At 69.6% G+C, this 25,201-nt stretch carries 19 protein-coding genes and 1 riboswitch; of the genes, 5 read left to right on the top strand and 14 right to left on the bottom strand.

Annotation, left to right across the window (positions count from 1 at the left end; translation table 11 throughout):
* Positions 1-62 precede the first annotated feature (62 nt).
* From ACIPSJ_RS06350 to ACIPSJ_RS06325, 6 genes are all read right to left on the bottom strand, one after another.
* The gene (locus tag ACIPSJ_RS06350; RefSeq protein WP_401343983.1) at positions 63-1,424 is read right to left on the bottom strand and encodes an aminotransferase class V-fold PLP-dependent enzyme; all 1,362 of its coding nucleotides are present in this window, start codon (positions 1,422-1,424) and stop codon (positions 63-65) included.
* A gap of 164 nt (positions 1,425-1,588) precedes the next feature.
* Positions 1,589-1,705, bottom strand: a riboswitch (SAM riboswitch).
* A gap of 155 nt (positions 1,706-1,860) precedes the next feature.
* Positions 1,861-2,925, bottom strand: a complete 1,065-nt coding sequence (trpD, locus tag ACIPSJ_RS06345; RefSeq protein ID WP_359209480.1) for an anthranilate phosphoribosyltransferase — start codon at positions 2,923-2,925, stop codon at positions 1,861-1,863.
* A gap of 133 nt (positions 2,926-3,058) precedes the next feature.
* The gene (locus ACIPSJ_RS06340; protein WP_359209478.1) at positions 3,059-4,696 is read right to left on the bottom strand and encodes a cytochrome bc complex cytochrome b subunit; all 1,638 of its coding nucleotides are present in this window, start codon (positions 4,694-4,696) and stop codon (positions 3,059-3,061) included.
* On the bottom strand, positions 4,693-5,751 hold the full coding sequence (locus tag ACIPSJ_RS06335; protein WP_359209475.1) for a Rieske 2Fe-2S domain-containing protein: 1,059 nt from the start codon (positions 5,749-5,751) through the stop codon (positions 4,693-4,695). The genes ACIPSJ_RS06340 and ACIPSJ_RS06335 overlap by 4 nt, the downstream gene beginning before the upstream one ends.
* Positions 5,748-6,560, bottom strand: coding sequence for a cytochrome c (locus ACIPSJ_RS06330; protein ID WP_359209472.1), 813 nt, complete (start codon positions 6,558-6,560; stop codon positions 5,748-5,750). The genes ACIPSJ_RS06335 and ACIPSJ_RS06330 overlap by 4 nt, the downstream gene beginning before the upstream one ends.
* Before the next feature lie 76 nt (positions 6,561-6,636).
* Positions 6,637-7,257, bottom strand: a complete 621-nt coding sequence (locus tag ACIPSJ_RS06325) for a heme-copper oxidase subunit III (RefSeq protein ID WP_355723383.1) — start codon at positions 7,255-7,257, stop codon at positions 6,637-6,639.
* Positions 7,258-7,435: 178 nt separating this feature from the next.
* On the opposite strand from ACIPSJ_RS06325, the gene ACIPSJ_RS06320 reads away from it, so the two are divergent.
* A complete protein-coding gene (locus tag ACIPSJ_RS06320; RefSeq protein ID WP_359209468.1) occupies positions 7,436-7,837 on the top strand; it encodes a hypothetical protein in 402 nt (133 codons plus the stop codon).
* A 125-nt stretch (positions 7,838-7,962) separates the two neighbouring features.
* Here ACIPSJ_RS06320 and ACIPSJ_RS06315 read toward each other — a convergent pair whose 3' ends face one another.
* The 4 genes from ACIPSJ_RS06315 to coxB form a co-directional block, all read right to left on the bottom strand.
* Positions 7,963-9,225 carry an Ig-like domain-containing protein gene (locus tag ACIPSJ_RS06315; RefSeq protein ID WP_359209465.1) on the bottom strand — a complete coding sequence of 421 codons (1,263 nt, stop codon included), beginning with the start codon at positions 9,223-9,225 and terminating at the stop codon, positions 7,963-7,965.
* 148 nt (positions 9,226-9,373) lie between these two features.
* Entirely contained in the window at positions 9,374-9,772 is a 399-nt protein-coding gene (locus ACIPSJ_RS06310) for a cytochrome c oxidase subunit 4 (protein WP_355723390.1), read from the bottom strand.
* Entirely contained in the window at positions 9,769-11,502 is a 1,734-nt protein-coding gene (gene ctaD, locus ACIPSJ_RS06305; protein ID WP_355723393.1) for a cytochrome c oxidase subunit I, read from the bottom strand. Before ctaD ends, ACIPSJ_RS06310 begins: the two co-directional genes overlap by 4 nt.
* Positions 11,499-12,461, bottom strand: a complete 963-nt coding sequence (gene coxB, locus ACIPSJ_RS06300) for a cytochrome c oxidase subunit II (protein WP_355723396.1) — start codon at positions 12,459-12,461, stop codon at positions 11,499-11,501. The genes ctaD and coxB overlap by 4 nt, the downstream gene beginning before the upstream one ends.
* 324 nt (positions 12,462-12,785) lie before the next feature.
* Between coxB and ACIPSJ_RS06295 the strand changes: the two genes are divergently transcribed.
* Positions 12,786-14,165, top strand: coding sequence for a cysteine desulfurase/sulfurtransferase TusA family protein (locus ACIPSJ_RS06295; RefSeq protein ID WP_401343974.1), 1,380 nt, complete (start codon positions 12,786-12,788; stop codon positions 14,163-14,165).
* An 87-nt stretch (positions 14,166-14,252) separates the two neighbouring features.
* Here ACIPSJ_RS06295 and ACIPSJ_RS06290 read toward each other — a convergent pair whose 3' ends face one another.
* On the bottom strand, positions 14,253-15,227 hold the full coding sequence (locus ACIPSJ_RS06290) for a carbohydrate kinase family protein (RefSeq protein ID WP_355723402.1): 975 nt from the start codon (positions 15,225-15,227) through the stop codon (positions 14,253-14,255).
* A 133-nt stretch (positions 15,228-15,360) separates the two neighbouring features.
* Here ACIPSJ_RS06290 and ACIPSJ_RS06285 point away from each other — a divergent pair, with 133 nt between their 5' ends.
* Both ACIPSJ_RS06285 and ACIPSJ_RS06280 read left to right on the top strand, forming a co-directional pair.
* A complete protein-coding gene (locus ACIPSJ_RS06285) occupies positions 15,361-15,570 on the top strand; it encodes a hypothetical protein (RefSeq protein WP_093503947.1) in 210 nt (69 codons plus the stop codon).
* A gap of 105 nt (positions 15,571-15,675) precedes the next feature.
* Positions 15,676-17,646: a hypothetical protein gene (locus ACIPSJ_RS06280; RefSeq protein WP_401343970.1), complete on the top strand. Its 1,971-nt coding sequence runs from the start codon at positions 15,676-15,678 to the stop codon at positions 17,644-17,646.
* A 72-nt stretch (positions 17,647-17,718) separates the two neighbouring features.
* Here the strand turns inward: ACIPSJ_RS06280 and ACIPSJ_RS06275 are convergent, their stop codons facing one another.
* A complete protein-coding gene (locus ACIPSJ_RS06275; protein ID WP_355726892.1) occupies positions 17,719-18,075 on the bottom strand; it encodes an iron-sulfur cluster assembly accessory protein in 357 nt (118 codons plus the stop codon).
* 245 nt (positions 18,076-18,320) lie between these two features.
* Here ACIPSJ_RS06275 and nadA point away from each other — a divergent pair, with 245 nt between their 5' ends.
* Complete coding sequence (gene nadA / locus ACIPSJ_RS06270; protein ID WP_401343967.1) at positions 18,321-19,505, top strand: quinolinate synthase NadA; 1,185 nt, start codon at positions 18,321-18,323, stop codon at positions 19,503-19,505.
* 16 nt (positions 19,506-19,521) lie between these two features.
* On the opposite strand, the gene ACIPSJ_RS06265 is transcribed toward nadA, so the two are convergent.
* Both ACIPSJ_RS06265 and ACIPSJ_RS06260 read right to left on the bottom strand, forming a co-directional pair.
* Positions 19,522-21,786 carry a serine/threonine-protein kinase gene (locus ACIPSJ_RS06265; RefSeq protein WP_359209447.1) on the bottom strand — a complete coding sequence of 755 codons (2,265 nt, stop codon included), beginning with the start codon at positions 21,784-21,786 and terminating at the stop codon, positions 19,522-19,524.
* A gap of 187 nt (positions 21,787-21,973) precedes the next feature.
* Positions 21,974-25,087: an efflux RND transporter permease subunit gene (locus tag ACIPSJ_RS06260; RefSeq protein WP_401343948.1), complete on the bottom strand. Its 3,114-nt coding sequence runs from the start codon at positions 25,085-25,087 to the stop codon at positions 21,974-21,976.
* Positions 25,088-25,201: the final 114 nt, after the last annotated feature.

The raw sequence follows: 25,201 nt of genomic DNA, 5'->3' as shown, positions 1-25,201 counted from the left end.
CTCCCCCTGCTCTCCGTACAGCTGCCGAGGTGAGCGTATACGCGCGAGTGGACGTCAGTCCGTCACACGGCCGGTACGCAACGGCCGTCCTCCGTGCGGTAGTTCCACTTCGCGCCGTCCCGGACCAGTTCCCGTACGGCGCCCACGAACCGCTCCACGTGCTCGTCCGGCGTCCCCGCCCCGAAGCTCACGCGGATCGCGTTGAGGGACTTCTCGCCCGGTGCCGCCTCCGGCGCCCCGCACTCGCCCTGGGTCTGGGGGTCGGAGCCGAGGAGGGTCCTGACCAGCGGGTGGGCGCAGAAGAGGCCGTCGCGAACGCCGATGCCGTACTCGGCGGAGAGGGCGGCGGCGAAGTGGGAGCTGTTCCAGCCGTCCACCACGAAGCTGATCACGCCGACGCGCGGGGCGTCGTCGCCGAAGAGGGAGAGGACCCGGACCTCCGGAACCTCGGCAAGTCCAGAGCGCACCGTCTCGATCAGGTGCCGCTCACGGGCGACCAGCGTGTCGAAGCCGGCCTCGGTGAGCGCCTTGCAGGCGGCGGCGATGGAGTAGGCGCCGATGACGTTGGGCGAGCCGGCCTCGTGCCGCGCCGCGCTCTCGTGCCACTCCACGGCCACGCCCCCGTCCTCGCGCCGGGTGACCTTGCGGCTGGCGCCGCCGCCCGCGAGGTAGGGCTCGGCGGCCTGGAGCCAGTCGGCGCGGCCGGCGAGGACGCCGGAGCCGAAGGGGGCGTACAGCTTGTGGCCGGAGAAGGCGACCCAGTCGACGTCCAGGTCCTGGACGGAGACGGGGTGGTGCGGGGCCAGCTGGGCGGCGTCCAGGACGATCCGGGCGCCGTGGGCGTGCGCGGCGGCCGCGAGCTCCCGTACCGGCCACAGCTCGCCGGTGACGTTGGACGCGCCGGTGACGCAGACCAGGGCCGGGCCGTGGGGGTCGCGGTCGGCGAGGGCGCGCTCCAGGGTCTCGACTGCCTGGCGCGGGGTGCGGGGGGCGTTGAGGTAGGTGACGCGGGCGTCCTGCCACGGCAGCAGGGAGGCGTGGTGCTCGGTCTCGAAGACGAAGACCTGGCAGTCGGCGGGGAGGGCGCGGGCCAGCAGGTTCAGGGAGTCCGTGGTGGAGCGGGTGAAGACCAGCTGGTCGTCGGGGCGGCAGTCGAGGAACTCGGCGACGGTCCGGCGGGCGTTCTCGAAGAGGTCCGTGGAGAGCTGCGAGAGGTAGCCGGCGCCGCGGTGGACGCTGCCGTAGTAGGGCGCGTACGCCGCGACGTCGTCCCAGACCCGCTGGAGGGCGGGGGCGCTGGCCGCGTAGTCGAGGGCGGCGTAGGTGACCTCGCCGCCGGTGACCAGCGGGACGGCGACATCCCGGCCCAGAACGGGCAGTGGGGCACAAACGGACTGGGCGGAGGCAGCGGTGGAGACAGACATGGCGGAACTCCTGTGAGGGTAAGCGGAACCGCCGTGCCGGACGGTGTGTCGACGGCACGGGGAAAGCTGAAAAGGGGTACGCGGAGGCGGGGCTCGACGCCCTATCGCATTCGCTTGCTCACAGAAGGCTCCCTCGTACGACCAGGACCCCTGGTGTGTCGAGGGGTCCGCGCTTGCCGTAGACCTCGCTGCCTACGACCTGGTCTTCACCCGGGGCACCCCGCCACGGACGGAGGGTTGCCGGACAGTCGGCCGGGGCCTCATGACTGTCACTCATGACCTGGGAAGAAACGTAAGGGAAGTGATCGCCGCCGCGCAACCTCTGTCCGGATGACGGAACGAGGGCCTGGCCGGCCGGGCACCGCCGACAACGCCGCGCGGGGCTGCGCGCCGCCGCGACGGCGGGACCCGGCGGTGCCGGACCTCCGCGCCGCCGCTACTTGTTCGTCGCCGCCGCCCAGCGCTCAAGGGCCCTCTTGGCCGCGCCCGAGTCGATCGACTCCGTCGCCCTGTCCATGCCCGCGCGGAGCTGTTCGGGCAGCGTGCCCGGGCCCGGGTCCAGGGCGACCAGGGCGGCCGCCGAGTTCAGCAGGACCGCGTCCCGTACCGGGCCCTGGTCGCCGTCCAGGAGCCTGCGGGCGACCTCCGCGTTGTACGACGGGTCGCCGCCCCGCAGGGCCTCCACCGGGACCAGGTCGATGCCGACGTCACGGGGGTCGAAGGTCTGCTCGGTGACCTTGCCGTCGCGGACGACCCAGACGTGGGACGTGGCGGTCGTGGTGAGTTCGTCGAGGCCGTCGTCGCCGCGGAAGACCAGGGAGGAGTTGCCGCGCTCGGCGAAGACGCCCGCGACGACGGGGGCCATGCGCGGGTCCGCGACGCCGACGGCCTGGGCCCGCACCCGCGCGGGGTTGGTCAGCGGGCCGAGGATGTTGAAGACCGTGCGGATGCCCAACTGGCCGCGCGCGGCACCCGCGTGACGCAGCGCCGGGTGGAACTTGACGGCGAAGCAGAAGGTGATGCCGGCCTCCTCGGCTACCTCGGCGACCCGCTGCGGGGTCAGGTCGAGGTTGACGCCGAGCTTCTCCAGGACGTCCGAGGCGCCGGACGCGGAGGAGGCGGCGCGGTTGCCGTGCTTGACGACCTTCGCGCCGGTGCCGGCCACCACCAGCGCCGACATCGTGGAGATGTTCACCGTCTTCGCGCCGTCACCGCCGGTCCCGACGATGTCGACCGTGCGGCCCGGCACCTCGATGAGGTTGGCGTGCTCGTACATCGTGCGGACCAGGCCGTTGATCTCCTCGACCGTCTCGCCCTTGGCCCGCAGCGCGACCACGAAGCCGGCGATCTGGGCGTCGGTCGCCTGGCCGCGCATAATCTGGTCCATCGCCCAGGCCGTGGCCTCGGCGCTCTGGTCCTGGCCGTACAGCAGCGCGTTCAGTACCTCGGGCCAGGAACGGCCCGCCGCGGTGTCGCCTCCAGCGGGGGTCACAGCGCTCATAAGGCCGCTCCTGATCGTCGTACCGGGAAATGGTGCCTGTGAGGCCTACCCTATCCAGCCCCGGGCACCGCGAAGGGCCCCCGTCCGGTGTACGGACGGGGGCCCTTCGGCTGTGGCGTGGCGACGCCGTCGATCAGTGGTGGCCGTGGCCGCTCGTGATCTCCTTGTACTCCTCGACGGACGGCTTCGGGATCTGGTTGTCCTCGCCGTAGTAGGCGTTGCTCAGCTTGGCGCGGAGCTTCTCGGACCCCTTGATCTTGCGCTCGACACCGTTCTCGTCGACCGCCGGGCCGATCTGGGCCGGCTCGTACTGGTGGTGGGCGGTGAGGGTGTGCAGCTGCTCCTGGGAGAGCGGCTCGTGGATCTCGACGAACTCACCGTGCGGCAGCCGCTTGATGATGCCGGTCTCGCGGCCGTGCAGCACCTTCTCCTTGTCGCGGCGCTGCAGACCGAGGCAGATCCGCTTGGTGACGAGGAACGCGATCACCGGTCCGGCGAAGAAGAAGATCCGGACGAACCAGGTCACGTCGTTGATCGACAGGTGGAAGTGGGTGGCGATGAGGTCGTTGCCACCACCGATCAGGCCCACCATGTACACGGTGATCCAGGCGACACCGAAACCGGTACGGGTCGGGGCGTTGCGCGGGCGGTCCAGGATGTGGTGCTCGCTCTTGTCGCCGGTGACCCAGGACTCGATGAACGGGTAGAGCGCGATCGCACCCAGGACCAGACCGAACAGGACCAGCGGGATGAACACGCCCAGGACCAGGGTGTGGCCCCAGAAGTTGATCTCCCAGCCCGGCATGTAGCGGATCAGACCCTCGGCGAAGCCCATGTACCAGTCGGGCTGGGCGCCGGTGGACACCTGGTCCGGGCGGTAGGGGCCCATGGCCCAGATCGGGTTGATCTGGGTGGTCGCCGCGATGGCCGCGATGACACCGAAGACCAGGAAGAAGAAGCCTCCGGCCTTGGCCATGTAGACCGGCAGCAGCGGCATGCCGACGACGTTCTTCTCGGTCTTTCCGGGACCCGCGAACTGCGTGTGCTTGTGGTAGAAGACCAGGATCAGGTGGCCCACCATCAGGCCGAGCATGATGCCCGGCAGCAGCAGGATGTGGATCGAGTAGAACCGCGCCACGAAGTCGTGGCCGGGGAACTCGCCGCCGAAGAGGAAGTACGAGATGTACGTGCCGACGATCGGCATCGACAGGATGGCGCCCTCGGTGAAGCGGACACCGGTGCCGGAGAGCAGGTCGTCCGGGAGCGAGTAACCGGTGAAACCGGTGAACATGCCCAGGACGAACAGCAGGAAGCCGAACAGCCAGTTGATCTCACGCGGCTTGCGGAACGCGCCCGTGAAGAACACGCGCATCATGTGCACGAACATGCCGGCGAGGAAGATCAGCGCGGCCCAGTGGTGGATCTGCCGGATGAGCAGACCACCGCGCACGTCGAAGGAGATGTGCAGGGTCGAGTTGAACGCCTCGGACATCAGCTGTCCCTGGAGCGGGACGTAGCTGCCGTGGTACACCACCTCGTTCATCGACGGGTGGAAGAACAGCGTCAGATACACACCCGTCAGGATGATGATGATGAAGCTGTACATGCACACTTCGCCCAGCATGAACGACCAGTGGTCGGGGAAGATCTTGCGCATGTTGGACTTGGCCAGGGAGTAGATCCCGAGCCGTCCGTCGGCCCAGTCGGCGACACGCTCGCCGGCCGGTGCCTTCCCGCGCTCGCGGGACTCTGAGTTCTCGTTGGTGCTCATCCGCGCTCCCAGAAGGCAGGACCGACGGGCTCGTCGAAGTCGCCGAGCGCCTGGAGGTAGCCCTCCTCGCTCACGCCGATGCGCAGCTGCGGCAGGGCGTGGCCGGCCGGGCCGAAGATCACTCGGGCTCCGTCGGAGAGGTCGAAGGTGGACTGGTGGCACGGGCAGAGCACGTGGTGGGTCTGCTGCTCGTACAGCGAGATCGGGCAGCCCACGTGGGTGCAGATCTTCGAGTAGGCGACGATGCCCTCGTGCGACCACTCGAGCTCGCGCTTGTCCTTGATGTTGTCCGGCTGCAGCCGGATGATCATCAGGGCCGCCTTCGCCATGACGTTCTGGAAGTCCTCCTGGTCTTCCTCGACGCCCTCGGGCTTGGCGAACGTCAGGGAGCCGACGGCGACGTCGGAGGGACGCAGCGGCTCGTTGGTGTTCATGTTGACGAGCAGCTTGCCCTTCGACCACGCCGTGTGGCGCAGCGAGGTGCCGGGCAGCGGGCCGAGGTCGCGCAGCAGCACGACGCCGGAGAGCGGGACCAGGGTCAGCGCGCCGAACATCGTGTTGCGGATCAGCTTGCGCCGGCCGATCGCCGACTCCTTGGCGCCCTGCTTGAAGTCGGCCAGGACCTTGGCCTTGACCTCGGGCTCGGCCGAGATGGCGTGCCGCTCGTCGGCGACCTCCACGTCGGACATCAGGGTGCGGGCCCAGTGGACCGCGCCCGCGCCGATGCAGAACAGGGCCGCACCGAGCGTCAGGCCCAGGGCGAAGTTCAGCGCGCTGATGTGACCGAGGGGGAAGACGAAGATCGCCTTGTCCTTCGGGATGGTCACATAGGACGCGATGAAGCCGACCGTGGCCAGCATCGACACCGTGAACAGCAGGGCGACGACGCGCTCGGACCGCTTGGCGGCCCGCTCGTCGATGTCCTGGATCCGGTGCTCGTGGGGCGGCAGACCCGGGTCCGCGAACGGGTTCTTCTCGTCCGCGACGCTCACGGCGCCGTGCGCGTGATCCTGCTCAGCGGGCAGGTTCTCTTCTGGAATGTCTTGGCTACTCATGACTTCTTGGCCTTTGCGGTCCGAGCGGCGACCCAGACGGCGACCGCGATCAGCAGGCCGAGACCGAAGATCCACGCGAACAGGCCCTCGCTGACCGGCCCGAGGCCGCCCAGGTTGAGACCGCCGGGGTTCACCGTCTTGCTGCTGTTGACCGAGTCGAGGTACGCGATGATGTCCTTCTTGTTCTTCTCCGACAGCGTCGTGTCAGGGAAGGACGGCATGTTCTGCGGGCCCGTCTGCATGGCCTCGTAGATGTGCTTCGGGTCGACGCCCTGCAGGTCCGGCGCGAACTTGCCCTTGGTCAGCGCGCCACCCGAGCCGACGAAGTTGTGGCACTGCGCGCAGTTGGTGCGGAAGAGCTCGCCACCCGCGGCGATGTCGGCACCGTCCGGACCGTACTGGTCCTTGGTCGGCACCGAGGGACCGGCGCCCAGCGAGGCGATGTACGCCGCGAGCTGGTCGATCTGGGCCTGGGTGTAGATGTTCTTCTTCGCGACGACCTGCGGGCCCTGCGAGGTCGCGGCCGGCATACGGCCGGTGCCGACCTGGAAGTCGACGGCCGCGGCGCCCACGCCCACCAGGCTGGGGCCGTCGGACGAACCCTGACCGCCGGTGCCGTGGCAGCTGGCGCAGCCGACCGAGTAGAGCTTCTTGCCCTCCTCGATGGTCAGGGACTGGGATGTTTCATCGGCCTGCGCCTTGCTCGCGGGCGCGAGAGCGGCGTAGGCCCCCCCAGTGCCCACCAGCGCAAGGAGTAGGACGACGAGCGCCGCCAGCGGATGGCGTCGTCGTGCGGAGAGCTTTTTCACGGATTACTCCGGTGTCAGGATCTTCTGCGTCGATGCTTCTGGAAAGTGCGCTTCTGCGGCGCGCGTGCCGGCCTGGCTACTTGATCAGGTAGATCGTGGCGAAGAGGCCGATCCAGACGACATCGACGAAGTGCCAGTAGTAGGACACGACGATGGCCGCGGTCGCCTGCTCGTGCGTGAACCTCTTCGCCGCGTAGGTGCGCCCCAGGACGAACAGGAAGGCGATGAGGCCGCCCGTCACGTGCATGCCGTGGAAGCCGGTGGTCAGGTAGAACACCGAGCCGTACGGGTCGGAGGAGAGCGAGAGCCCGTCCTTCTTGACCAGTTCGGTGTACTCGTAGATCTGACCGCCGATGAAGATCGCACCCATGATGAAGGTGACGATGAACCATCCCCGGAGCTTCTTCACGTCCCCGCGCTCGGCGGCGAACACGCCGAGCTGGCAGGTGAGGGAGGAGAGCACCAGGATCGTGGTGTTGGTCGCGGAGAACGGAAGGTTGAGATGGCTCGCCATCTCCTTCCAGTGCGCCGGACCGGTCACCGATCGCAGGGTGAAGTACATCGCGAAGAGGGCCGCGAAGAACATCAGCTCGGAACTCAGCCAAATGATGGTTCCGACGCTGGTGAGGTTCGGCCGGTTGACCGACGGGTGCGCGTGCCCGGTTTCTACTGTCGTTGCTGTCGCCACGACCGACATTATGTCGGTCGCTTATCTCGCGCTCACTCCGGGGGGTGCCGTTCGGAGTGTTCGCAGCGTGTGGACTGCCCGGATGGCCCATCGAAGCGGTGTTCCAACAGGTGTTGACGAGGTGTTCGGGGGAGTAGCATCCGGGCCATCGGTCCTGTCCGTACGACGCTGACGTCTCGGAGGAACAATGCAGCCGACCGCCACGGTGCTGGTCTACAGCGACGACTCCAACACCCGCGAGCAGGTACGGCTCGCCGCCGGCCGGCGACCGGCCCCCGATGTGCCGTTCGTGGAGTTCCTGGAGTGCGCCACGCCCGCGGCGGTCGTCGCCGAGCTGGACAAGGGCGGGATCGACGTGTGCGTGCTGGACGGCGAGGCCGTGCCGATGGGCGGCATGGGGATGTGCCGGCAGATCAAGGACGAGGTCTTCAACTGCCCGCCGGTGCTGCTGCTGATCGGGCGGCCGCAGGACGCGTGGCTGGCCACGTGGAGCCGTGCGGACGCGGCTGTGACGCTGCCGGTGGAGCCGGTGGAGTTCGCGGGCGCGCTGGCGTCGCTGTTGCGGCAGAGGAAGCTTCAGAGCGCCTGAGAGGCGGTGGGGCGCGGTGAGTGCGCGGCTACCGGTCGTGGGTGGCTGGTCGCGCCCACGCGGCGGTAGCCGCAGATCGGCTACCGCCCCGCGCCCCTGACGGGGCGCTTTCCCTTGAGGGCGACTCAAAGGGCGACCGGCTGGACCCTCACCGCGTCCTGCGGCTTGGGGCCGTCCGGGGTGCCGTTGATGAGGGCGCTGCCGTTGCGCCAGTCCTTCCAGGCGAGGTTCCAGTCGCCGAAGCCGTTGCCGAAGTTCTCCATCTCCTTGCCGTTGGAGTTGACGACCTTCACCAGGTCACCCGGGTGGAAGGTGTCGAAGAACCACTCGGCGTTGGAGGTGTTCATGCCGGTGCAGCCGTGGCTGACGTTCTCGTAGCCCTGGGAGCCGACCGACCAGGGCGCGGCGTGGACGTACTCACCCGACCAGGTGACCCGGGTGGCGTAGTAGACCGGCAGGTCGTACGAGTCCGAGGTGCCCTCGGCGATGCCGACCGTGGTGCCGCGCATGCGTACGAAGTACTGCTTCTCCAGGACGACCTTGACGCCGTTGCGGGTCTCGTAGCCGGGTTTTCCCGTGGTGATCGGAATGGTGTTGATCACCTTGTCGTTCTTGTAGATCGTCATCTGGTGGGCGCCGGCGTCCGTGACGGCGAGGAGCTTGTCACCGGTGGTGATCTTCAGGGGCTTGGCCGTGCCGCCCCAGAGGCGGTCGCTGATCTTGACGCCGTCCAGGTTGCTGTGCACCTGGATGGTGGCGTGCGTGGGCCAGTACTCCTTGGGCCGGTAGTGGAGCTCCTTGTCGCTCACCCAGTACCAGGCGCCGTCCACGGCGGGGATGGAGTCGACCCTCAGGCCGCGCTCGACGACGGCGCGCTGGGCCTTGTCCTTGACCTCGTGGTCGAGTTGGGCGGTGATGGGCTGGCCGACGCCGTACTGGCCCGACTGGGGGCCGAAGGTGACCTTCAGCCGCTGTTTGGTGGTGGGCATGCTGGTGTCGAAGGTGAGGACCTTGCGGCCGGGGACGCCGTCCTCGTCCTCGGTGCTCACCTGGACCGTGTAGTGGGCGTTGGCGGCCAGCGGGGAGGTGCTGTGCCAGCGGCTGCCGTCGGCGTCCAGTTCGCCCGCCACATAGCGACCGGTGGCGTCCTGGGCCGTGACGTCCGTGATCCGGTCGTCGTCGCTCTTGGCGACGACCTCCAGGGGCTTGTCCGGATCGACACGCTTCCCCTTGCCGGTGGGGGTGTTAAAGGAGAGCTGGTCCGCCGCGTCGTACGGCTTGCCCGCCAGCGGGTTGCCGTCCGAACCGCAGGCGGTGACGCCCGCGCCGAGGGCGATCACCAGCAGGGTGCAGCTGACGACGGTACGGGCGCACGGAGAGTGACTCATATGATCACGCTATGAGATGTTTTACGTACCGGCACGACAGGTAGTCCGGACGGGGGACGGACACCGCTCCGGGGACGGGAAACCGGCCGTGACGACGGGAGCCCGGACCCTCCTGACGGAGGGTCCGGGCTCCCGGTGTACTGCTTGCCTACTGGGTGCGGTTCTCACCGTGGTAGTACTCGAACACCCAGCCGAAGAGGCCGATCAGGATGATGGGCACCGAGAAGTACAGCAGCCACCAGCCGACGGCGACACCGAGGAAGGCCAGCGCGCCACCGACGCCGAGCGCGAGCGGCTGCCAGCTGTGCGGGCTGAAGAAGCCCAGCTCACCGGCGTCGTCCGCGACATCGGCCTCCTTGTTGTCCTGGGCACCGGCGTCCACCCGCGAGGCCGTGAAGCCCAGGTAGAAGCCGATCATGATGCACAGGCCGAAGGCCAGGAAGAGCGCCGTGGTACCGGCCGGCTCCTTCGACCACACGCCATAGACGATCGCGATGGCGAGGACGAAGACGCTCAGCCACACGAACATGCGGCCCTGGATCTTCACTTGCCGGCCTCCTTGCTGCCCGTGACAGCGGCGGCGGCGTGACCGTGCTCCAGCTGCTCCAGGGCGGCGATCTCAGGGTGGTGCAGGTCGAAGGCCGGCGATTCGCTGCGGATCCGCGGCAGGGTGAGGAAGTTGTGCCGCGGCGGCGGGCAGGAGGTCGCCCACTCCAGCGAACGGCCGTAGCCCCACGGGTCGTCGACCTCGACCTTCTTGCCGTACTTCGCCGTCTTCCAGACGTTGTAGAGGAACGGCAGGATCGACAGGCCGAGCAGGAAGGAGCTGATCGACGAGATCGTGTTCAGCGTGGTGAAGCCGTCGGCCGCCAGGTAGTCGGCGTAACGACGCGGCATGCCCTCCGCGCCCAGCCAGTGCTGGACCAGGAAGGTGCCGTGGAAGCCGATGAACAGCGTCCAGAAGGTGATCTTCCCGAGCCGCTCGTCGAGCATCTTGCCCGTCATCTTCGGCCACCAGAAGTGGAAGCCGGAGAACATCGCGAAGACGACCGTACCGAAGACCACGTAGTGGAAGTGGGCCACCACGAAGTACGAGTCGGAGACGTGGAAGTCCATCGGGGGCGAGGCCAGGATGACACCGGTCAGACCACCGAAGGTGAAGGTGATCAGGAAGCCGGTGGCCCAGAGCATCGGTGTCTCGAAGGACAGCGAGCCCTTCCACATGGTGCCGATCCAGTTGAAGAACTTCACACCGGTCGGGACCGCGATCAGGAACGTCATGAAGGAGAAGAACGGCAGCAGCACACCGCCGGTGACGTACATGTGGTGCGCCCACACCGTCACGGACAGACCCGCGATCGAGATCGTGGCGGCGATCAGGCCCATGTAGCCGAACATCGGCTTACGGGAGAAGACCGGGATGACCTCGGAGATGATGCCGAAGAACGGCAACGCGATGATGTACACCTCTGGATGGCCGAAGAACCAGAAGAGGTGTTGCCAGAGCAGTGCTCCGCCGTTCGCCGCGTCGAAGACATGTGCCCCGAATTTCCGATCCGCCTCCAGCGCGAACAGCGCGGCGGCGAGGACGGGGAAGGCGAGCAGGACCAGGACGGCGGTCAGCAGCACGTTCCACACGAAGATCGGCATGCGGAACATGGTCATGCCCGGTGCGCGCATGCAGATGATCGTGGTGATGAAGTTGACCGCGCCGAGGATCGTGCCGAAGCCGGAGAAGGCCAGACCCATGATCCACATGTCGGCGCCGATGCCCGGCGAGCGGACCGCGTCCGACAGCGGGGAGTAGGCGAACCAGCCGAAGTCGGCCGCACCCTGCGGGGTGAGGAAGCCGCCGACGGCGATGGTCGAGCCGAACAGGTACAGCCAGTAGGCGAACATGTTCAGTCGCGGGAAGGCGACGTCCGGCGCACCGATCTGCAGCGGCATGATCCAGTTCGTGAAGCCGGCGAACAGCGGCGTCGCGAACATCAGCAGCATGATCGTGCCGTGCATCGTGAACGCCTGGTTGAACTGCTCGTTCGACATGATCTGCAGACCGGGGCGAGCGAGCTCGGCGCGCATGAGCAGCGCCATCACTCCACCGATCAGGAAGAACGCGAACGACGTGACCAGATACAGCGTTCCGATGGTCTTGTGGTCGGTGGTGGTGAGCCACTTGACGACCACGTTGCCGGGCTGCTTGCGCCTGACCGGCAGCTCATCTGCGTAAGAGCCTTCAGCTGCCGCGGCACCCTGGGGTTCGTTGAGGATGCTCACAGGTTGTTCGTCTCCCGGTTCTTCTCGTGGCTCGTCTGCGCGATGCCGGCGGGAATGTAACCGGTCTGCCCCTTCTTGGCGAGGTCCTTGAGGTGCTGCTGGTACCGCTCGGGGGAGACGACCTTCACGTTGAACAGCATCCGGGAGTGGTCGACGCCGCAGAGCTCGGCACACTTGCCGAGGAAGGTGCCCTCCTGGTTGGGAGTCACCTGGAACGCGTTGGTGTGCCCCGGGATGACGTCCATCTTCATCAGGAACGGCACCACCCAGAAGGAGTGGATGACGTCACGCGAGGTGAGGACGAAGCGGACGGTCTCGCCCTTGGGGAGCCAGAGCGTCGGACCGGGGTTGCCGGTCTGCGGGTTCTTCGTGCCCGGCGTACCGACGTCGTAGACACCACCGGCGGCGGCCGGGAATTCCTTCTTGAACCGGTCCGGGATGGCGGCCAGGTTCTCGTCGGTCTTCGCGTCGCCGGTGACACCGTCGACGGGCGTGATGTAGTTGAAGCCCCAGCTCCACTGGAAGCCGACCACGTTGACCGTGACGTCCGGCTTCTTGTCGGTGAGGCTGAGGAGCTTCGTCTCGTCCCGCGCGGTGAAGTAGAACAACACCGAGACGATGATGAGCGGGACCACCGTGTACAGCGCCTCGATCGGCATGTTGTACCGGGTCTGTGCCGGGACCTCGATCTTCGTGCGGCTGCGCCGGTGGAAGATGGCGCTCCAGATGATCAGACCCCACACCAGCACGCCGACGGCGAGCGCGGCGGCCCAGGAGCCCTGCCACAGGGAGAGGATCCGCGGAGCCTCTTCCGTGGTCGGGGTGGGCATACCAAGGCGGGGGAAGTCCTTGTATGTGCAACCGGTAGCGGTCGCAAGGACCAGGCCCGCGGTCATTGCCTGCAGCAGCTTCCGCCGCATCGGGCGCCGCGGCGAGCGGTCGGAGCCGTTGGGACTCACGTAGCGCCTTCCCGAGAGTCTCGCCCGGCGGTTCGGCTGCGGCCTTCTCGCTGGTCGGTCGCCGCCCTGCGTCGGGCAGGGGTTTGGATGTTTATGCGGACCAAACCCTAGCCGACGCGATTCGGGGGTTCGCGGGGAGGGGGGCATACGCGTCGCCTGTCACTCGGTTGGGGTGGGAATGGGCGCCCAATAGCTCGGGTTGGTGGGGTTTCGTGTGCTGGTGCGGGTGGGTGGGGGCTGGTCGCGCCCACGCGGCGGAGCGCATATCGGCACAGCCCCGCGCCCCTGGGTTGGCTGCCCCTGGAGACGTTTTAACGTTGCTGCGTGTCCTACTTTGACGCTGCGTCCGCTGCTCCCCTTCATCCTGTTGCTCGTCAGGCGCTCTTGGCCGCCCTCGACGACGGGTGGGCCGATCCCTCCCGCCTCTACCGGGAGGGGCGGAAGGCGCGGATGTTGTTGGATGCCGCGCGGGAGGCGGCTGCCGAGGCGGTCGGCTGCCGGGCCGACGAACTGTCCTTCACCCCATCGGGGACGCGGGCCGTCCACACGGGCATCGCGGGGGCGCTGGCCGGTCGGCGGCGGACGGGACGTCACCTGATCGTGTCTGCCGTCGAACACTCCTCGGTACTCCATTCGGCGGAGGCGTGGGAGGCCGACGGCGGACAGGTGACCCGGGTGCCGGTGCGGCGGACGGGTGCGGTGGACGTCGGGTCGTACGAGGCCGCGCTCCGCCCCGACACCGCGCTCGCCTGTCTCCAGTCGGCCAACCACGAGGTGGGTACGGAGCAGCCGGTGGCGGCCGTCGCCGAGGTGTGCCGGGCGGCCGGGGTGCCGTTGCTGGTGGACGCGGCGCAGTCGCTGGGGTGGGGGCGGGTCGAGGGCGGCTGGTCGCTGCTGACGGCGAGTGCGCACAAATGGGGCGGACCGAGCGGGGTCGGGCTGCTGGTGGTGCGCAAGGGGGTGCGGTTCGCCGCCCAAGGGGCCTCGGACGAGCGGGAGTCGGGGCGGGCACCCGGCTTCGAGAACCTGCCGGCGATCGTCGCGGCGGCCGCCTCGCTGCGGGCCGTGCGGGCGGAGGCCGAGCGGGAGGCCGTACGACTGCGGGAGCTGACGGCGCGGATCCGGGCGCGGGTACCGGAGTTGGTACCGGACGTGGAGGTGGTGGGGGACCCGGAGCGCCGGCTGCCCGGGATCGTCACCTTCTCCTGTCTCTATGTCGACGGAGAGACACTGCTCCACGAGTTGGACCGGGAGGGCTTCTCGGTCTCGTCCGGATCGTCCTGCACCAGCAGCACGCTGACGCCGAGCCATGTGCTCAAGGCGATGGGTGTGCTCAGCGAGGGGAACGTCCGGGTGTCGCTGCCGACGGGCGCGGCAGAGGCGGATGTGGAACGGTTCCTGGAGGTGCTGCCGGGGGTGGTGGCGGGGGTGCGGGAGAAGCTGGGCGCCCCGACGCCGACGGCTGTCGTGCGGCAGGCGGAGGAAGTCGTCGTCGACTCGCTCGGCAAGCGCTGCCCGATCCCCGTCATCGAACTGGCGAAGGTCATCGGCACCGTGCCGGTGGGCGGCAGGGTCCGGGTCCTGTCCGACGACGAGGCCGCACGACTCGACATCCCGGCGTGGTGCGAGATGCGGGGCCAGGAGTACGAGGGTGAGGAGAAGGCAGAAAGAGGAACGGCTTACTTGGTGCGCCGGACCAGCTGAGGCGCCCCGTCAGGGGCGCGGGGCTGAGTCGATTTGCGGCTGCCGCCGCGTGAGCGCGACCAGCCCCCACGCACCCGCACCCGCACCTCAGACCAGATAACCCCGGACCTCTTCGGCGGCCTCGTCCCCGTACGCCTTCGTGAACCGCTCCATGAAGTGCCCCCGACGCAGCTGGTACTCCTGCGTCCCCACCGTCTCGATGACGAGCGTCGCCAGCATGCAGCCCACCTGGGCCGCCCGCTCCAGCGAGACCCCCCACGCGAGCCCGGACAGGAACCCGGCGCGGAACGCGTCGCCGACGCCCGTCGGGTCGGCCTTGCGCTCCTCGTCGGGGCAGCCGACCTCGATCGGGTCCTCCCCCGCCCGCTCGATGCGCACGCCCCGCGCGCCCAGCGTCGTGACCCGGTGGCCGACCTTCGCGAGGATCTCCTCGTCGGTCCAGCCGGTCTTCGTCTCGATCAGGCCCTTCTCGTACTCGTTGGAGAAGAGGTACGTCGCGCCCTCCAGCAGTATCCGGATCTCGTCGCCGTTCATCCGGGCGATCTGCTGGGAGAAGTCGGCGGCGAAGGGGATCGCCCGGGCCCGGCACTCCTCCGTGTGGCGGAGCATGCCCTCGGGGTCGTCCGCGCCGATCAGGACCAGGTCGAGTCCGCCGACCCGGTCGGCCACCGTCTTGAGCTCGATCAGGCGGGCCTCGCTCATCGCGCCCGTGTAGAAGGAGCCGATCTGGTTGTGGTCGGCGTCGGTCGTGCACACGAAGCGCGCGGTGTGCAGGGTCTCGGAGATACGGACGGACTCCGTGTCGACGCCGTGCCGGTCGAGCCAGGCACGGTACTCGTCGAAGTCGAAGCCCGCCGCGCCGACCAGGACCGGCCGGGTGCCGAGCTGTCCCATGCCGAACGCGATGTTCGCGCCGACGCCGCCCCGGCGCACGTCCAGGTTGTCGACCAGGAAGGACAGCGAGACCGTGTGCAGCTGGTCCGCGACGAGCTGGTCGGCGAAGCGGCCGGGGAAGGTCATGAGGTGGTCGGTGGCGATGGAGCCGGTGACTGCGATGCGCACGGCTGGGACTCTCCTGAGGGGGAGGCGTAATTGACAGTTAACGCTACCGGGTCGGCGTGGGCACCCTGAAGGTGCCAAAACTACCCGATAGTAGATCTTTCTTCGCGGCCCTCGACGTGCTTACGGTTCCGTCATGACGAACCTCAAGGTCCACGCCCCCGCTCCGGCCGACCTCGACGGCGACCTGGCGTCGCTGCGCGGTGACTGCGCGCGGATGGCCCCGCACTGGGCGGTTCCTGATCACAGCGATGCCCGTCCGGTGCCGCCGTCACTCATCCACGGGGTGACCGTGCCGAAGAAGTCCGCCAGACTCCTGGACGCGATGTCCGACTACGGCGACTGAGTCCCGCCCGGCGCGTTTCCCAGGGAACCGCGCGCTCCCCTCCCGCGTCCCATCGCCGTCCCCCGTGAAGGGGAGGCGGGATACGACACGGCAAGGAGCGATGCGGTGAAGAGCGAGCGACCCGACAACGACGAGGACGCGGCCGCCGGTACCACCGGGGAGCCCCCCGAGGCCCGGCAGTCCACGGGGTCGCCGGAGGCTGCCGAGGCCGACGCGCAGGCCACCGCCGAGGCCGCCGAGAACGCCGTGGAAGAGGTTCCGGAACCGGCCGAGCCGACTGAGCCGACCGAGCCGGAGAAGGCCCCCGCGCCGGGTGCGGACGTGCCCGAACCGAGCATGGCCCCGGAGCCGGAAGAGATCCCCGGCCCCGCGGTGGCGCCTGCCGCCGAGGCCGCATCTGCGCCCGCACCGGCACCCGAGCCGGAAGCTGCCTCTCACGCCGACACGCCGGGTACCCCCGATCTCACCGCCGCGCCCGACGGCCCGGACGCCCTCGATGCGCCCGGCACCCCCGAGGCGACCGGGACGACCGGTACACCCACGGCGGCCGAGTCACCTGAGACATCCGAGGCGCCCGAACCGTCCGCGACGCCCGCGGCTCCCGCGGCTCCCGCGGCTTTCGAGCCCCCCGGCGCCGGTGACCACCCCGCCCGGCGCCGCTCCCCCGCCCTCGTCATCGCCTCGGTGGCCGCCGCCGTACTCCTGATAGGCGGCGGTGGCGCCTACCTCACGTCGAACGGCGGCAGCGGCGGCAACGGTTCCGGCGGCGGGACGGCCCCGGGTGCCTCCGGTGGCTCCACTCCCCCGCCCCTGGCCCTGGACGGCTACTCCTCCTCCGGCGGCGGCAACGGCATCGCCCCCGGTGAGCCCAATCCCTACGGCGTGAGCTACACGGCGAGCGGGACGCTCCCCGGCGGTCCCGGCTCGGCCGCGGTGTACCAGCCGTCCGGCGCGGTCTCCGAGGACCGGGTCGCGGCGCTGGCGAAGGCGCTGGGGGTCGACGGGACCCCGGTCGCCGAGGGCACGGTGTGGAAGGTCGGTACGGACAACGACGGCTCCGGCGGGAGTCTCCAGGTGAACCGGGCCGCACCGGGCATCTGGACGTACAACCGCTATGCCCCCGGCACCGACAACTGCAAGAGCGCCCTGGTGTGCGCGCAGGACCCGGCTGCGCCGGCCGGTGACCCGGTGAGCGTCGCCGACGCCGAGAAGGCCGCGGCGCCGGTGCTGAAGGCGCTCGGGCAGGACGACGCGAAGCTCGACGCGAGCCAGGTCATGGGTGCGCAGCGGGTGGTGAACGCCGCTCCGGTGGTCGGCGGACTGCCGACGTACGGCTGGACGACCGGGCTGACCGTCAGCAAGCAGGGCGAGGTGGTCGGCGGCAACGGGATGCTGGCGACGCCGGCCGAGGGCGCCACGTATCCGGTGCTGAGCGCCGCGAAGACGCTGGACCTGATGAACGCGGCGCCGCGCTCCGACCACCGGATGGGCATCGGCGGCTGCGCCAGTCCCGTACCGCTGAAGGACCGCCTGGAGCAGCCGTGCGCCGCGTCGACGGCGTCGACCGGATCGTCGCCGTCCGCGTCCTCGGCGGTGATCGAGAAGGCGGTGTTCGGGCTGGCGGCCCAGTCCGTCGCAGGGCAGCAGGCGCTGGTGCCGTCCTGGCTGTTCCAGGTGCGCGGGGCCGCGGACTCGTACACCGTCACCTATCCGGCGGTGGACCCGAAGTACCTGGCGTCCGCCTCGACGCCCGCGTCGACGCCCTCGGCGAGCGCCAGTGCCACGCAGAAGGACGTGAAGGTGGACGGGTACACGGCCGAGGGCCGTGATCTGACGGTCGCCTTCACCGGCGGGGTGTGCGCCGACTACAAGGCGACGGTGGACGAGGGTTCGGAGCAGGTGGTGGTCAAGGTCACCGAGACGCCCTGGCCGGACAAGATCTGCATCCTGATCGCCAAGCAGTACCACCAGACGGTGCGTCTCGACGCGCCGCTGGACGGCCGGAAGGTGGTCGGCACGGACGGTGGCGCGGTCCCGAAGGAGAAGGCCACGACGCTCACCCCGCAGGACGGCTGAGCGCGGACAGCACGAAGGCGGCGGCCCCTCGTTGCGAGGGGCCGCCGCCTTCGTGTCGGTCAGCCGCTGGGCTCAGCTGAAGGAGTCGCCGCAGGCGCAGGAGCCGGTCGCGTTCGGGTTGTCGATCGTGAAGCCCTGCTTCTCGATGGTGTCGACGAAGTCGACCGACGCGCCGCCCAGGTACGGGGCGCTCATGCGGTCGGTGACGACCTTGACCCCGCCGAAGTCCTTGACGACGTCGCCGTCGAGGGACCGCTCGTCGAAGAAGAGCTGGTAACGCAGGCCGGAGCAGCCACCGGGCTGGACGGCGACGCGCAGGGCGAGGTCGTCACGGCCTTCCTGCTCGAGCAGGGCCTTGACCTTGGCCGCGGCGGCGTCGCTCAGGATGATGCCGTCGGTGGCGGTGCTGGTCTCGTCCGATACGGACATCTACATCTCTCCCGGGTTGTACGGAGACTGCTTGCCGACGAGTGCAACCGGCGGGTCCGCTGTTTCATTCCGGCCCGGCATTCGCGTTCTCGCGTTTTCTACTTCTTCATGCTCGCACACGCCCGAAGTCACGCACAGCGGCGCCGGGATTCATGTCACATCGACGCAATGGCCATCGTCAAAGTGACGTGAAGCAGTTATGATAGATAACGTCAGATCGACGAAAAGTAGAAAGGGTGCGTGTCGTGACCACCGCCCAGACCCCGAAACTCGACGTACAGCCGACTCCGCTCGCCCTGCTGCTGCTCGGCCGTGAGGCCGACCCGAGGAGCGAGCGGGGCGTCGAGTGTCCCGGCGACCTGCCCTCGCCGTCCGACCCGGATCTGGTCGCGCGCGCCCGCGCGGCCAAGGAGAAGCTCGGCGACAAGGTGTTCGTGCTCGGCCACCACTACCAGCGCGACGAGGTCATCCAGTTCGCCGATGTCACGGGCGACTCCTTCAAGCTGGCCCGGGACGCGGCCGCCCGTCCGGAGGCCGAGTACATCGTGTTCTGCGGTGTGCACTTCATGGCCGAGTCCGCCGACATCCTGACCTCGGACGACCAGAAGGTGGTCCTGCCGGACCTGGCGGCCGGGTGCTCGATGGCGGACATGGCCACCGCCGAGCAGGTCGCCGAGTGCTGGGACGTGCTGACCGAGGCCGGCGTGGCCGAGCAGGTCGTACCCGTCTCGTACATGAACTCGTCCGCGGACATCAAGGCGTTCACGGGCAAGCACGGCGGCACGATCTGCACCTCGTCGAACGCGCAGCGGGCCCTGGAGTGGGCCTTCGAGCAGGGCGAGAAGGTCCTTTTCCTCCCCGACCAGCACCTGGGCCGCAACACCGCCGTCCGGGACATGGGCATGTCCCTGGAGGACTGTGTCCTCTACAACCCGCACAAGCCGAACGGCGGGCTCACGGCGGAGCAGCTGCGGGACGCGAAGATGATCCTGTGGCGCGGCCACTGCTCGGTCCACGGCCGTTTCAGCCTGGACTCCGTCAACGACGTACGCGAGCGCATCCCCGGCGTGAACGTCCTCGTCCACCCGGAGTGCCGGCACGAGGTCGTGGCCGCCGCGGACTACGTCGGCTCGACCGAGTACATCATCAAGGCCCTGGAGGCGGCCCCGGCCGGCTCCAAGTGGGCGATCGGCACCGAGCTGAACCTGGTCCGCCGTCTCGCGAACCGTTTCGCCCCCGAGGGCAAGGAGATCGTCTTCCTCGACAAGACGGTCTGCTTCTGCTCGACCATGAACCGCATCGACCTCCCCCACCTGGTCTGGACCCTGGAGTCGCTGGCCGAGGGCAACCTGGTCAACCGCATCGAGGTCGACCAGGAGACCGAGGCCTTCGCCAAGCTGGCCCTGGAGCGGATGCTGGCGCTGCCGTAGCCGTACGCCCCCTGTGTCACCCCGGGCCGGACTTCCGCCCGGGGTGCGCGGGGTCGAGGCTGAAGAGGGTGCCGTCGGGGGTCATGACGGTCACCACGCCCCCGTAGAGCAGTGCCTTGGGATCGGACGCCCCGTCCGTCGAGGCCGTGCCGACGCGTGGGGACGTCTGCCAGAGGAGAGTGCCCTTGCGGGTGTCCAGGGCTGCCACCCGGCCGCTGGGACTGGCCAGGTAGAGGGTGTGGGTGCGGGAGTCGTACGTCGGGGAGCCGGAGTTCTCCACGCTGGTGCGGGTGTGCCACAGCTCCTTGCCGGTCAGCGGGGACACCGCCGCCACCTCGCCGTTCGCGCCCGTGATCCAGAGGGTGTCCGAGGCGAGCGTCACCGAGCCCTCGTAGGTCTTCGCGAGCTTCGTCGTCGTCCGGCCGCCGGTCGTCGGGTCCGTCAGGAGGATCCTGGTGAACCTGGAGTCCTGCAGGGACGTCGAGCCGCTCTCCTCGTCGGCCAGGACCAGGGCCGGATGGCCGTCGACGACACCGAGGAAGCCGCTCTCGAAGGGGATCTGCCGACGCGCGAGGACCGTTCCGTCGCCGCGGTCCAGCTGCAGGAGCGAGGAGTACTTGGCGTTCTGCTCGGTGGGGAAGCACTGCGCGTACACGTCGGTTCCGGCCGGCAGGAACGTGCAGTAGGTGTGGGCCGGCAGTGTCATGGCCCAGCGCGCCTTGCCCGTGCGCGGGGAGCGGGCCGTCACCGTACGGCCGTCGCTCTCGGCGGTGAGCACGACGTCACCGGCCATGACCAGGTCGACGTTCTCGTCGTTGACCTTGCGGATCCACAGTTGCGAGCCGCTCGTCGCGTCGAGGGCGACGACGAAGGTCGGGTTGTTCTCGGCACCTTCCTCGGTGAGGGTCTCCCGGACGAGGACCGTGCCGTCGTACACCCCGAGGACCCAGGAGTCGTACCGGCTGGGATCGTCGCCCGGCGCCGCGAGCGCGGCGCGCCAGAGGGTCCTGCCGGTCCGGCCGTCCAGCCGTACCGGCAGGACGCCGTGGCCTCCGCAGTAGACGCTGCCGCCCTGGCTCAGGCAGTCCGCCTGGCCGTCCGCCGGTGTGCCGAGCGCCTTGACCTCGCCCCGGTCCGCCGGCTTGTACACCGTCGTCTGCCAGGGCTGCCAGCCGGTGGGCACCGCGGCCCAGCGGGAGGCCGAGGAGGAGCCCGCCGCTCCGGGGCCGTCCGCGAAACCCGGTCCGAACCGGACGTACCACAGCAGTCCCAGCGTCAGCGCGCCCACCGTGCCGACCGCCGCCCAGAGGGTACGGCGGCCCCGGATCCGGCGGCGGCCGGAGCGGGTGCCGGTCGTGCGGTCGCCGTCGGCCCCCGGACCGGACGTCGCGTCGGTCGGCGCGGTGGCGGCGTCGAGGGGCCGGGCCGACGGCAGCCGCAGGGTCATCGTCTCCGGTTCGCCGGGGGCCGGCTCCGGCAGGGCCGCCGCGAACTCCCGGGAGAGGTCGTCGAGTCCGGGGCGGTCGGCGGGGTCCTTGGCCAGGCAGCGCTCCAGGACCGTGCGCAGCGGGCCGGTGACGCCGTCCAGGACGGGTTCGTTGTGGACCACCCGGTAGCCGGTGAGGTAGGGGCTGTCGGCGTCGAAGGGGCCGCGTCCGGTGACGCAGTACACCAGCAGCGCGCCGAGCGAGAAGACGTCCGAGGCGGGGCCGACCGTACGGGCGTCGGTGAACTGCTCCGGGGACATGAACGGCGGGGTGCCGACCATCTGCCCGGTCTCGGTGAGGGTGTTGTGGTTCTCGGCGGCCCGGGAGATGCCGAAGTCGATGACCCGGGGGCCGTCGCCGGCCATCAGGACATTGGCCGGCTTCAGGTCGCGGTGCACCATCCCGGTCCGGTGGATGTCCCGCAGCGCCTCCACCAGGCCGAGGGCCAGCGGGCGCAACTCGGCGACACGGAGGGCGCCATGGGCGCGGATGCGGGCGGCGAGGGACTGGCCGGGTACGTACTGGGTGGCCATCCAGGGCGCCCGGGCGTCCGGATCGGCGTCCAGGACGGGCGCGGTGAAGGCGCCGCTGACCCGGCGGGCGGCCTCGATCTCCTGCCGGAACCGGGCCCGGAAGACGGGGTCCTCGGCGTACTGGGCGTGCACCACCTTGACGGCGACCTCGCGCCCGGAGCGCGACCGGCCCCGGTAGACGATGCCCATGCCGCCGGCCCCCAGCCGGTCGACCAGCTTGTAGCCGCCCAGGGACCGTGGATCGTCCTTGTGCAGCGGCATACGTCGATTCCCCTTCCACGACCGGCAGTTCGCGGCGCCAGCATACGGAACGCCGGTGTCGGACGATCGGTGGCCGGGTCGGCGGCCGAGGCCCGGGGCCGGTGGCCGGGGCCGATGGCCAGGCGTGCAGGGACGGCGGCCGGTTCCCGGTGGTGTGCCGGGAACCGGCCGCCGTCGGCGGGGACCGTCAGACGGCCGCGGGCTGCGGCTCCTCGGACGCGGGGGCGGACTCCGCGGCCCCCTGGCCCTTCTTCGCGGCCCGCTTCCCGGCCCGGCGCTCCTTGCGGAGCTCGACCATCGCGTAGAGCGTCGGCACGAGCAGCAGGGTGAGCAGGGTGGAGGTGATCAGACCGCCGATCACGACCACCGCCAGCGGCTGGGCGATGAACCCGCCCTCGCCGGTGACGCCGAGCGCCATCGGGAGCAGGGCGAAGATGGTCGCCAGGGCCGTCATGAGGATGGGCCGCAGCCGGTGCCGGCCGCCCTCGATCACGGCCTCGACGACGCCGTATCCCTGCGTCCGGTACTGGTTGACGAGGTCGATCAGGACGATCGCGTTGGTCACCACGATGCCGATCAGCATCAGCATGCCGATCATCGCGGGGACGCCCATCGGGGTGCCGGTGACGATCAGCAGGCCGAGCGCGCCGGTCGCCGCGAACGGGATGGAGACCAGCAGGATCAGCGGCTGGACCAGCGAGCGGAAGGTCGCGACCAGCAGCATGAAGACGATCGCGATCGCCGCCAGCATCGCCAGGCCCAGGTTCTTGAACGCGCTGTCCTGGTCCGAGGTGACCCCGCCGATCGAGGCCGTCGCGCCCGCCGGGAGCTTCAACGCCTTTATCTTGGACTGGAGTTGGGTGCTGACCGCGCCGGTGTTGTCACCGGTGGGCTTCGCGCTGATGGTCGCGGCCCGCTGGCCGTCGATCCGGGTCATCGACACCGGGGCGTCCACCAGCTTCACGGTGGCGATGTCGCCGAGCTTGACCGGGCCGAGCTTGAGCGCGCGCAGTTGCGCGAGGGTCTCGGCCGGCTTGGCGGACTTCACGACGACGTCCCGCTCGGTGTCGTCCAGGGTCGCCTTCGCGGCCGTCGTGCCCTTCACGGCCTGGGTGACGGCGGCGCCCAGCGTCTGGTCGTCGAACCCGGCGGCCGCGGCCTTGGAGTTGGCCTTCACGGAGATGCGCGGCACGCTCTGCGCCAGGTCGCTGGTGACGTCGGTGACGTCGTCCAGCTTGGCGACCGTCGCCCGGACCTGCTCGGAGGCCGTGCGCAGCACATCGCCGTCGGCCGCCTTCACGACGACGCTCAGGTCCTGGCTGCCGAAGCCGTCACCGGCCGACACGGTGGTCGTACCGATGCCGGAGAGCTTGTGCAGGCCGTCCTCGATGGCGTTCTGCACCTTGTCGTACGACTTCGCGTCGTCCAGCATCACCGAGTACGACGCCTGGTTGGTGTCGGTGCCGCCGCCGAAGGCCGCCATGAAGCCGGAGGAGCCGACGGTGACCTGGTAGTCCTTGACGCCGTCGACGGAGGCGAGGAGCTTCTCGACCTTCTTCGCCTGGGCGTCGGTCGCGGCCAGGCTGGTGCCGGGCTTCAGCTCCTGCTTGACGGTGAGGACCTCCTGGTCGCCCTGGTCGAAGAAGTTCGTCTTCAGCAGTCCGGACATGCCGAACGTGACGACCAGGACGACGATCGCGATCAGCACGCTGGTGAGGCGGCGCCGGGTCGCGAAGCGCAGGACGGGGACGTACGCGCGCTGCAGGCGGCTGTTCGCCTCCTTCTCCTCGGCCTTGCGGCGGGCCTCCTCGGTGTCCTCGGAGGTGCCCTTGGGGGCCCGCAGGAACCAGTACGCGAGGACCGGTACGACGGTCAGGGAGACCAGGAGGGACGCCAGCAGGGCCGCGGTGACGGTGAGGCTGAAGGGGCCGAACAGCTGGCCCACCATGCCGCCGACCAGGCCGATCGGCAGGAAGACGGCGACCGTGGTGAGGGTGGAGGAGGTGACCGCGCCGGCCACCTCACGGACCGCCGTGATGATGGCGGACTGGCGCTCCTCGCCGTAGCCGAGGTGGCGCTTGATGTTCTCCAGGACCACGATCGAGTCGTCGACGACCCGGCCGATGGCGATGGTGAGCGCGCCGAGGGTGAGCATGTTGAGCGAGAGGCCGCGGGTCCACAGCACGAGCAGCGCGAGGACGACGGACAGCGGGATGGACACCGCCGTCACCAGGGTCGAGCGGACCGAGGCCAGGAAGACCAGGATGACCAGGACCGCGAAGACCAGGCCGAGGGCGCCCTCGGTGGTGAGGCCCTTGATGGACTTGGAGACCGCCGGGCCCTGGTCGCTGACGACCGTGAGGGTGGCGCCGGAGCCGAGGTCCTGGCGCAGCTTCGGCAGCTTGTCCTTGACCGCGTTCGAGATGGAGACGGCGCTGCCGTCGTGGTCCATGGTGACGTTCACGGCGAGGCTGGGGCGGCCGTCGGTGCGGGTGATCGAGTCGGCCGGGGCCTCCTGCTCCTTCACCGTGGCCACGTCGCCGAGGCGCACGGGCTTCTGCACGCCCTGCCCGGTGACCATCAGGTCCTCGATCTGCCGCAGCGAGGTGAGGCCGCCGCCGACCTGGACGGTGCGGTTGGCGCCGTCCTCGTCGAAGGAGCCCGCCGGCACGGTCGCGCCGGCCGCCTGGAGCGACTGGGCGAGGGCGGCGGAGGTGAGCCCGGCCCGCGCGAGCCTCGCGTCCTGCGGGGTGACGGTGACCTGGAGGTCGCGGACGCCGGTGACCTGGACGCGGCCGACGCCGTCGATGTTCTTCAGGTCCGGGACGACCGTCCTGTCCAGCTGGTCGGCGAGAGCCTGCTGGTCCTTGCCGGAGGTGACGGCGAGGACCACGGTCGGCATGTCGTCGGTGGAGCCGGAGATGACCTGCGGGTCGACGGAGTCCGGGAGCTGGGCGCGGTTGACGGCCAGCTGGACGTCGGCCGCCAGCTGCTTGGTGTCGTTGCCGTAGTCGAAGGACGCCATGATGACGGCGTTGCCCTCGCTCGCGGTGGAGGTGACGCCGGTGACGCCGTCGACGCCTTCGAGGTTGTTCTCGATCGGCTCGATGACCTGCTTCTCGACGACGTCGGGCGCCGCCCCCTGGTACGGGGCGATGACCGACACCACGGGCAGGGAGATGGTCGGCAGCAGCTGCTGCTTGATCTGGGGGATGGCGATCGCCCCGAAGACGAGCGCGATCAGGGACATGAGGCCTATCAGGGCCCGCTGCGCGAGGCTGAATCTGGACAGCCAGGACATGGGTCAGGGTCTCTTTTCGGTGAGCTGCTGTGAGCGGCAGATGAGCGGCACAGGGGGCACCTGTGAGCGCCCACCCCACCACCCTCACCCATGCGGGACCCTGCTCACGTAGGC

Origin of the sequence: Streptomyces sp. NPDC090088, assembly GCF_044747345.1 — a bacterium.
Lineage (GTDB): Bacteria > Actinomycetota > Actinomycetes > Streptomycetales > Streptomycetaceae > Streptomyces.
This window is presented reverse-complemented; position numbering and strand designations above follow the sequence as displayed.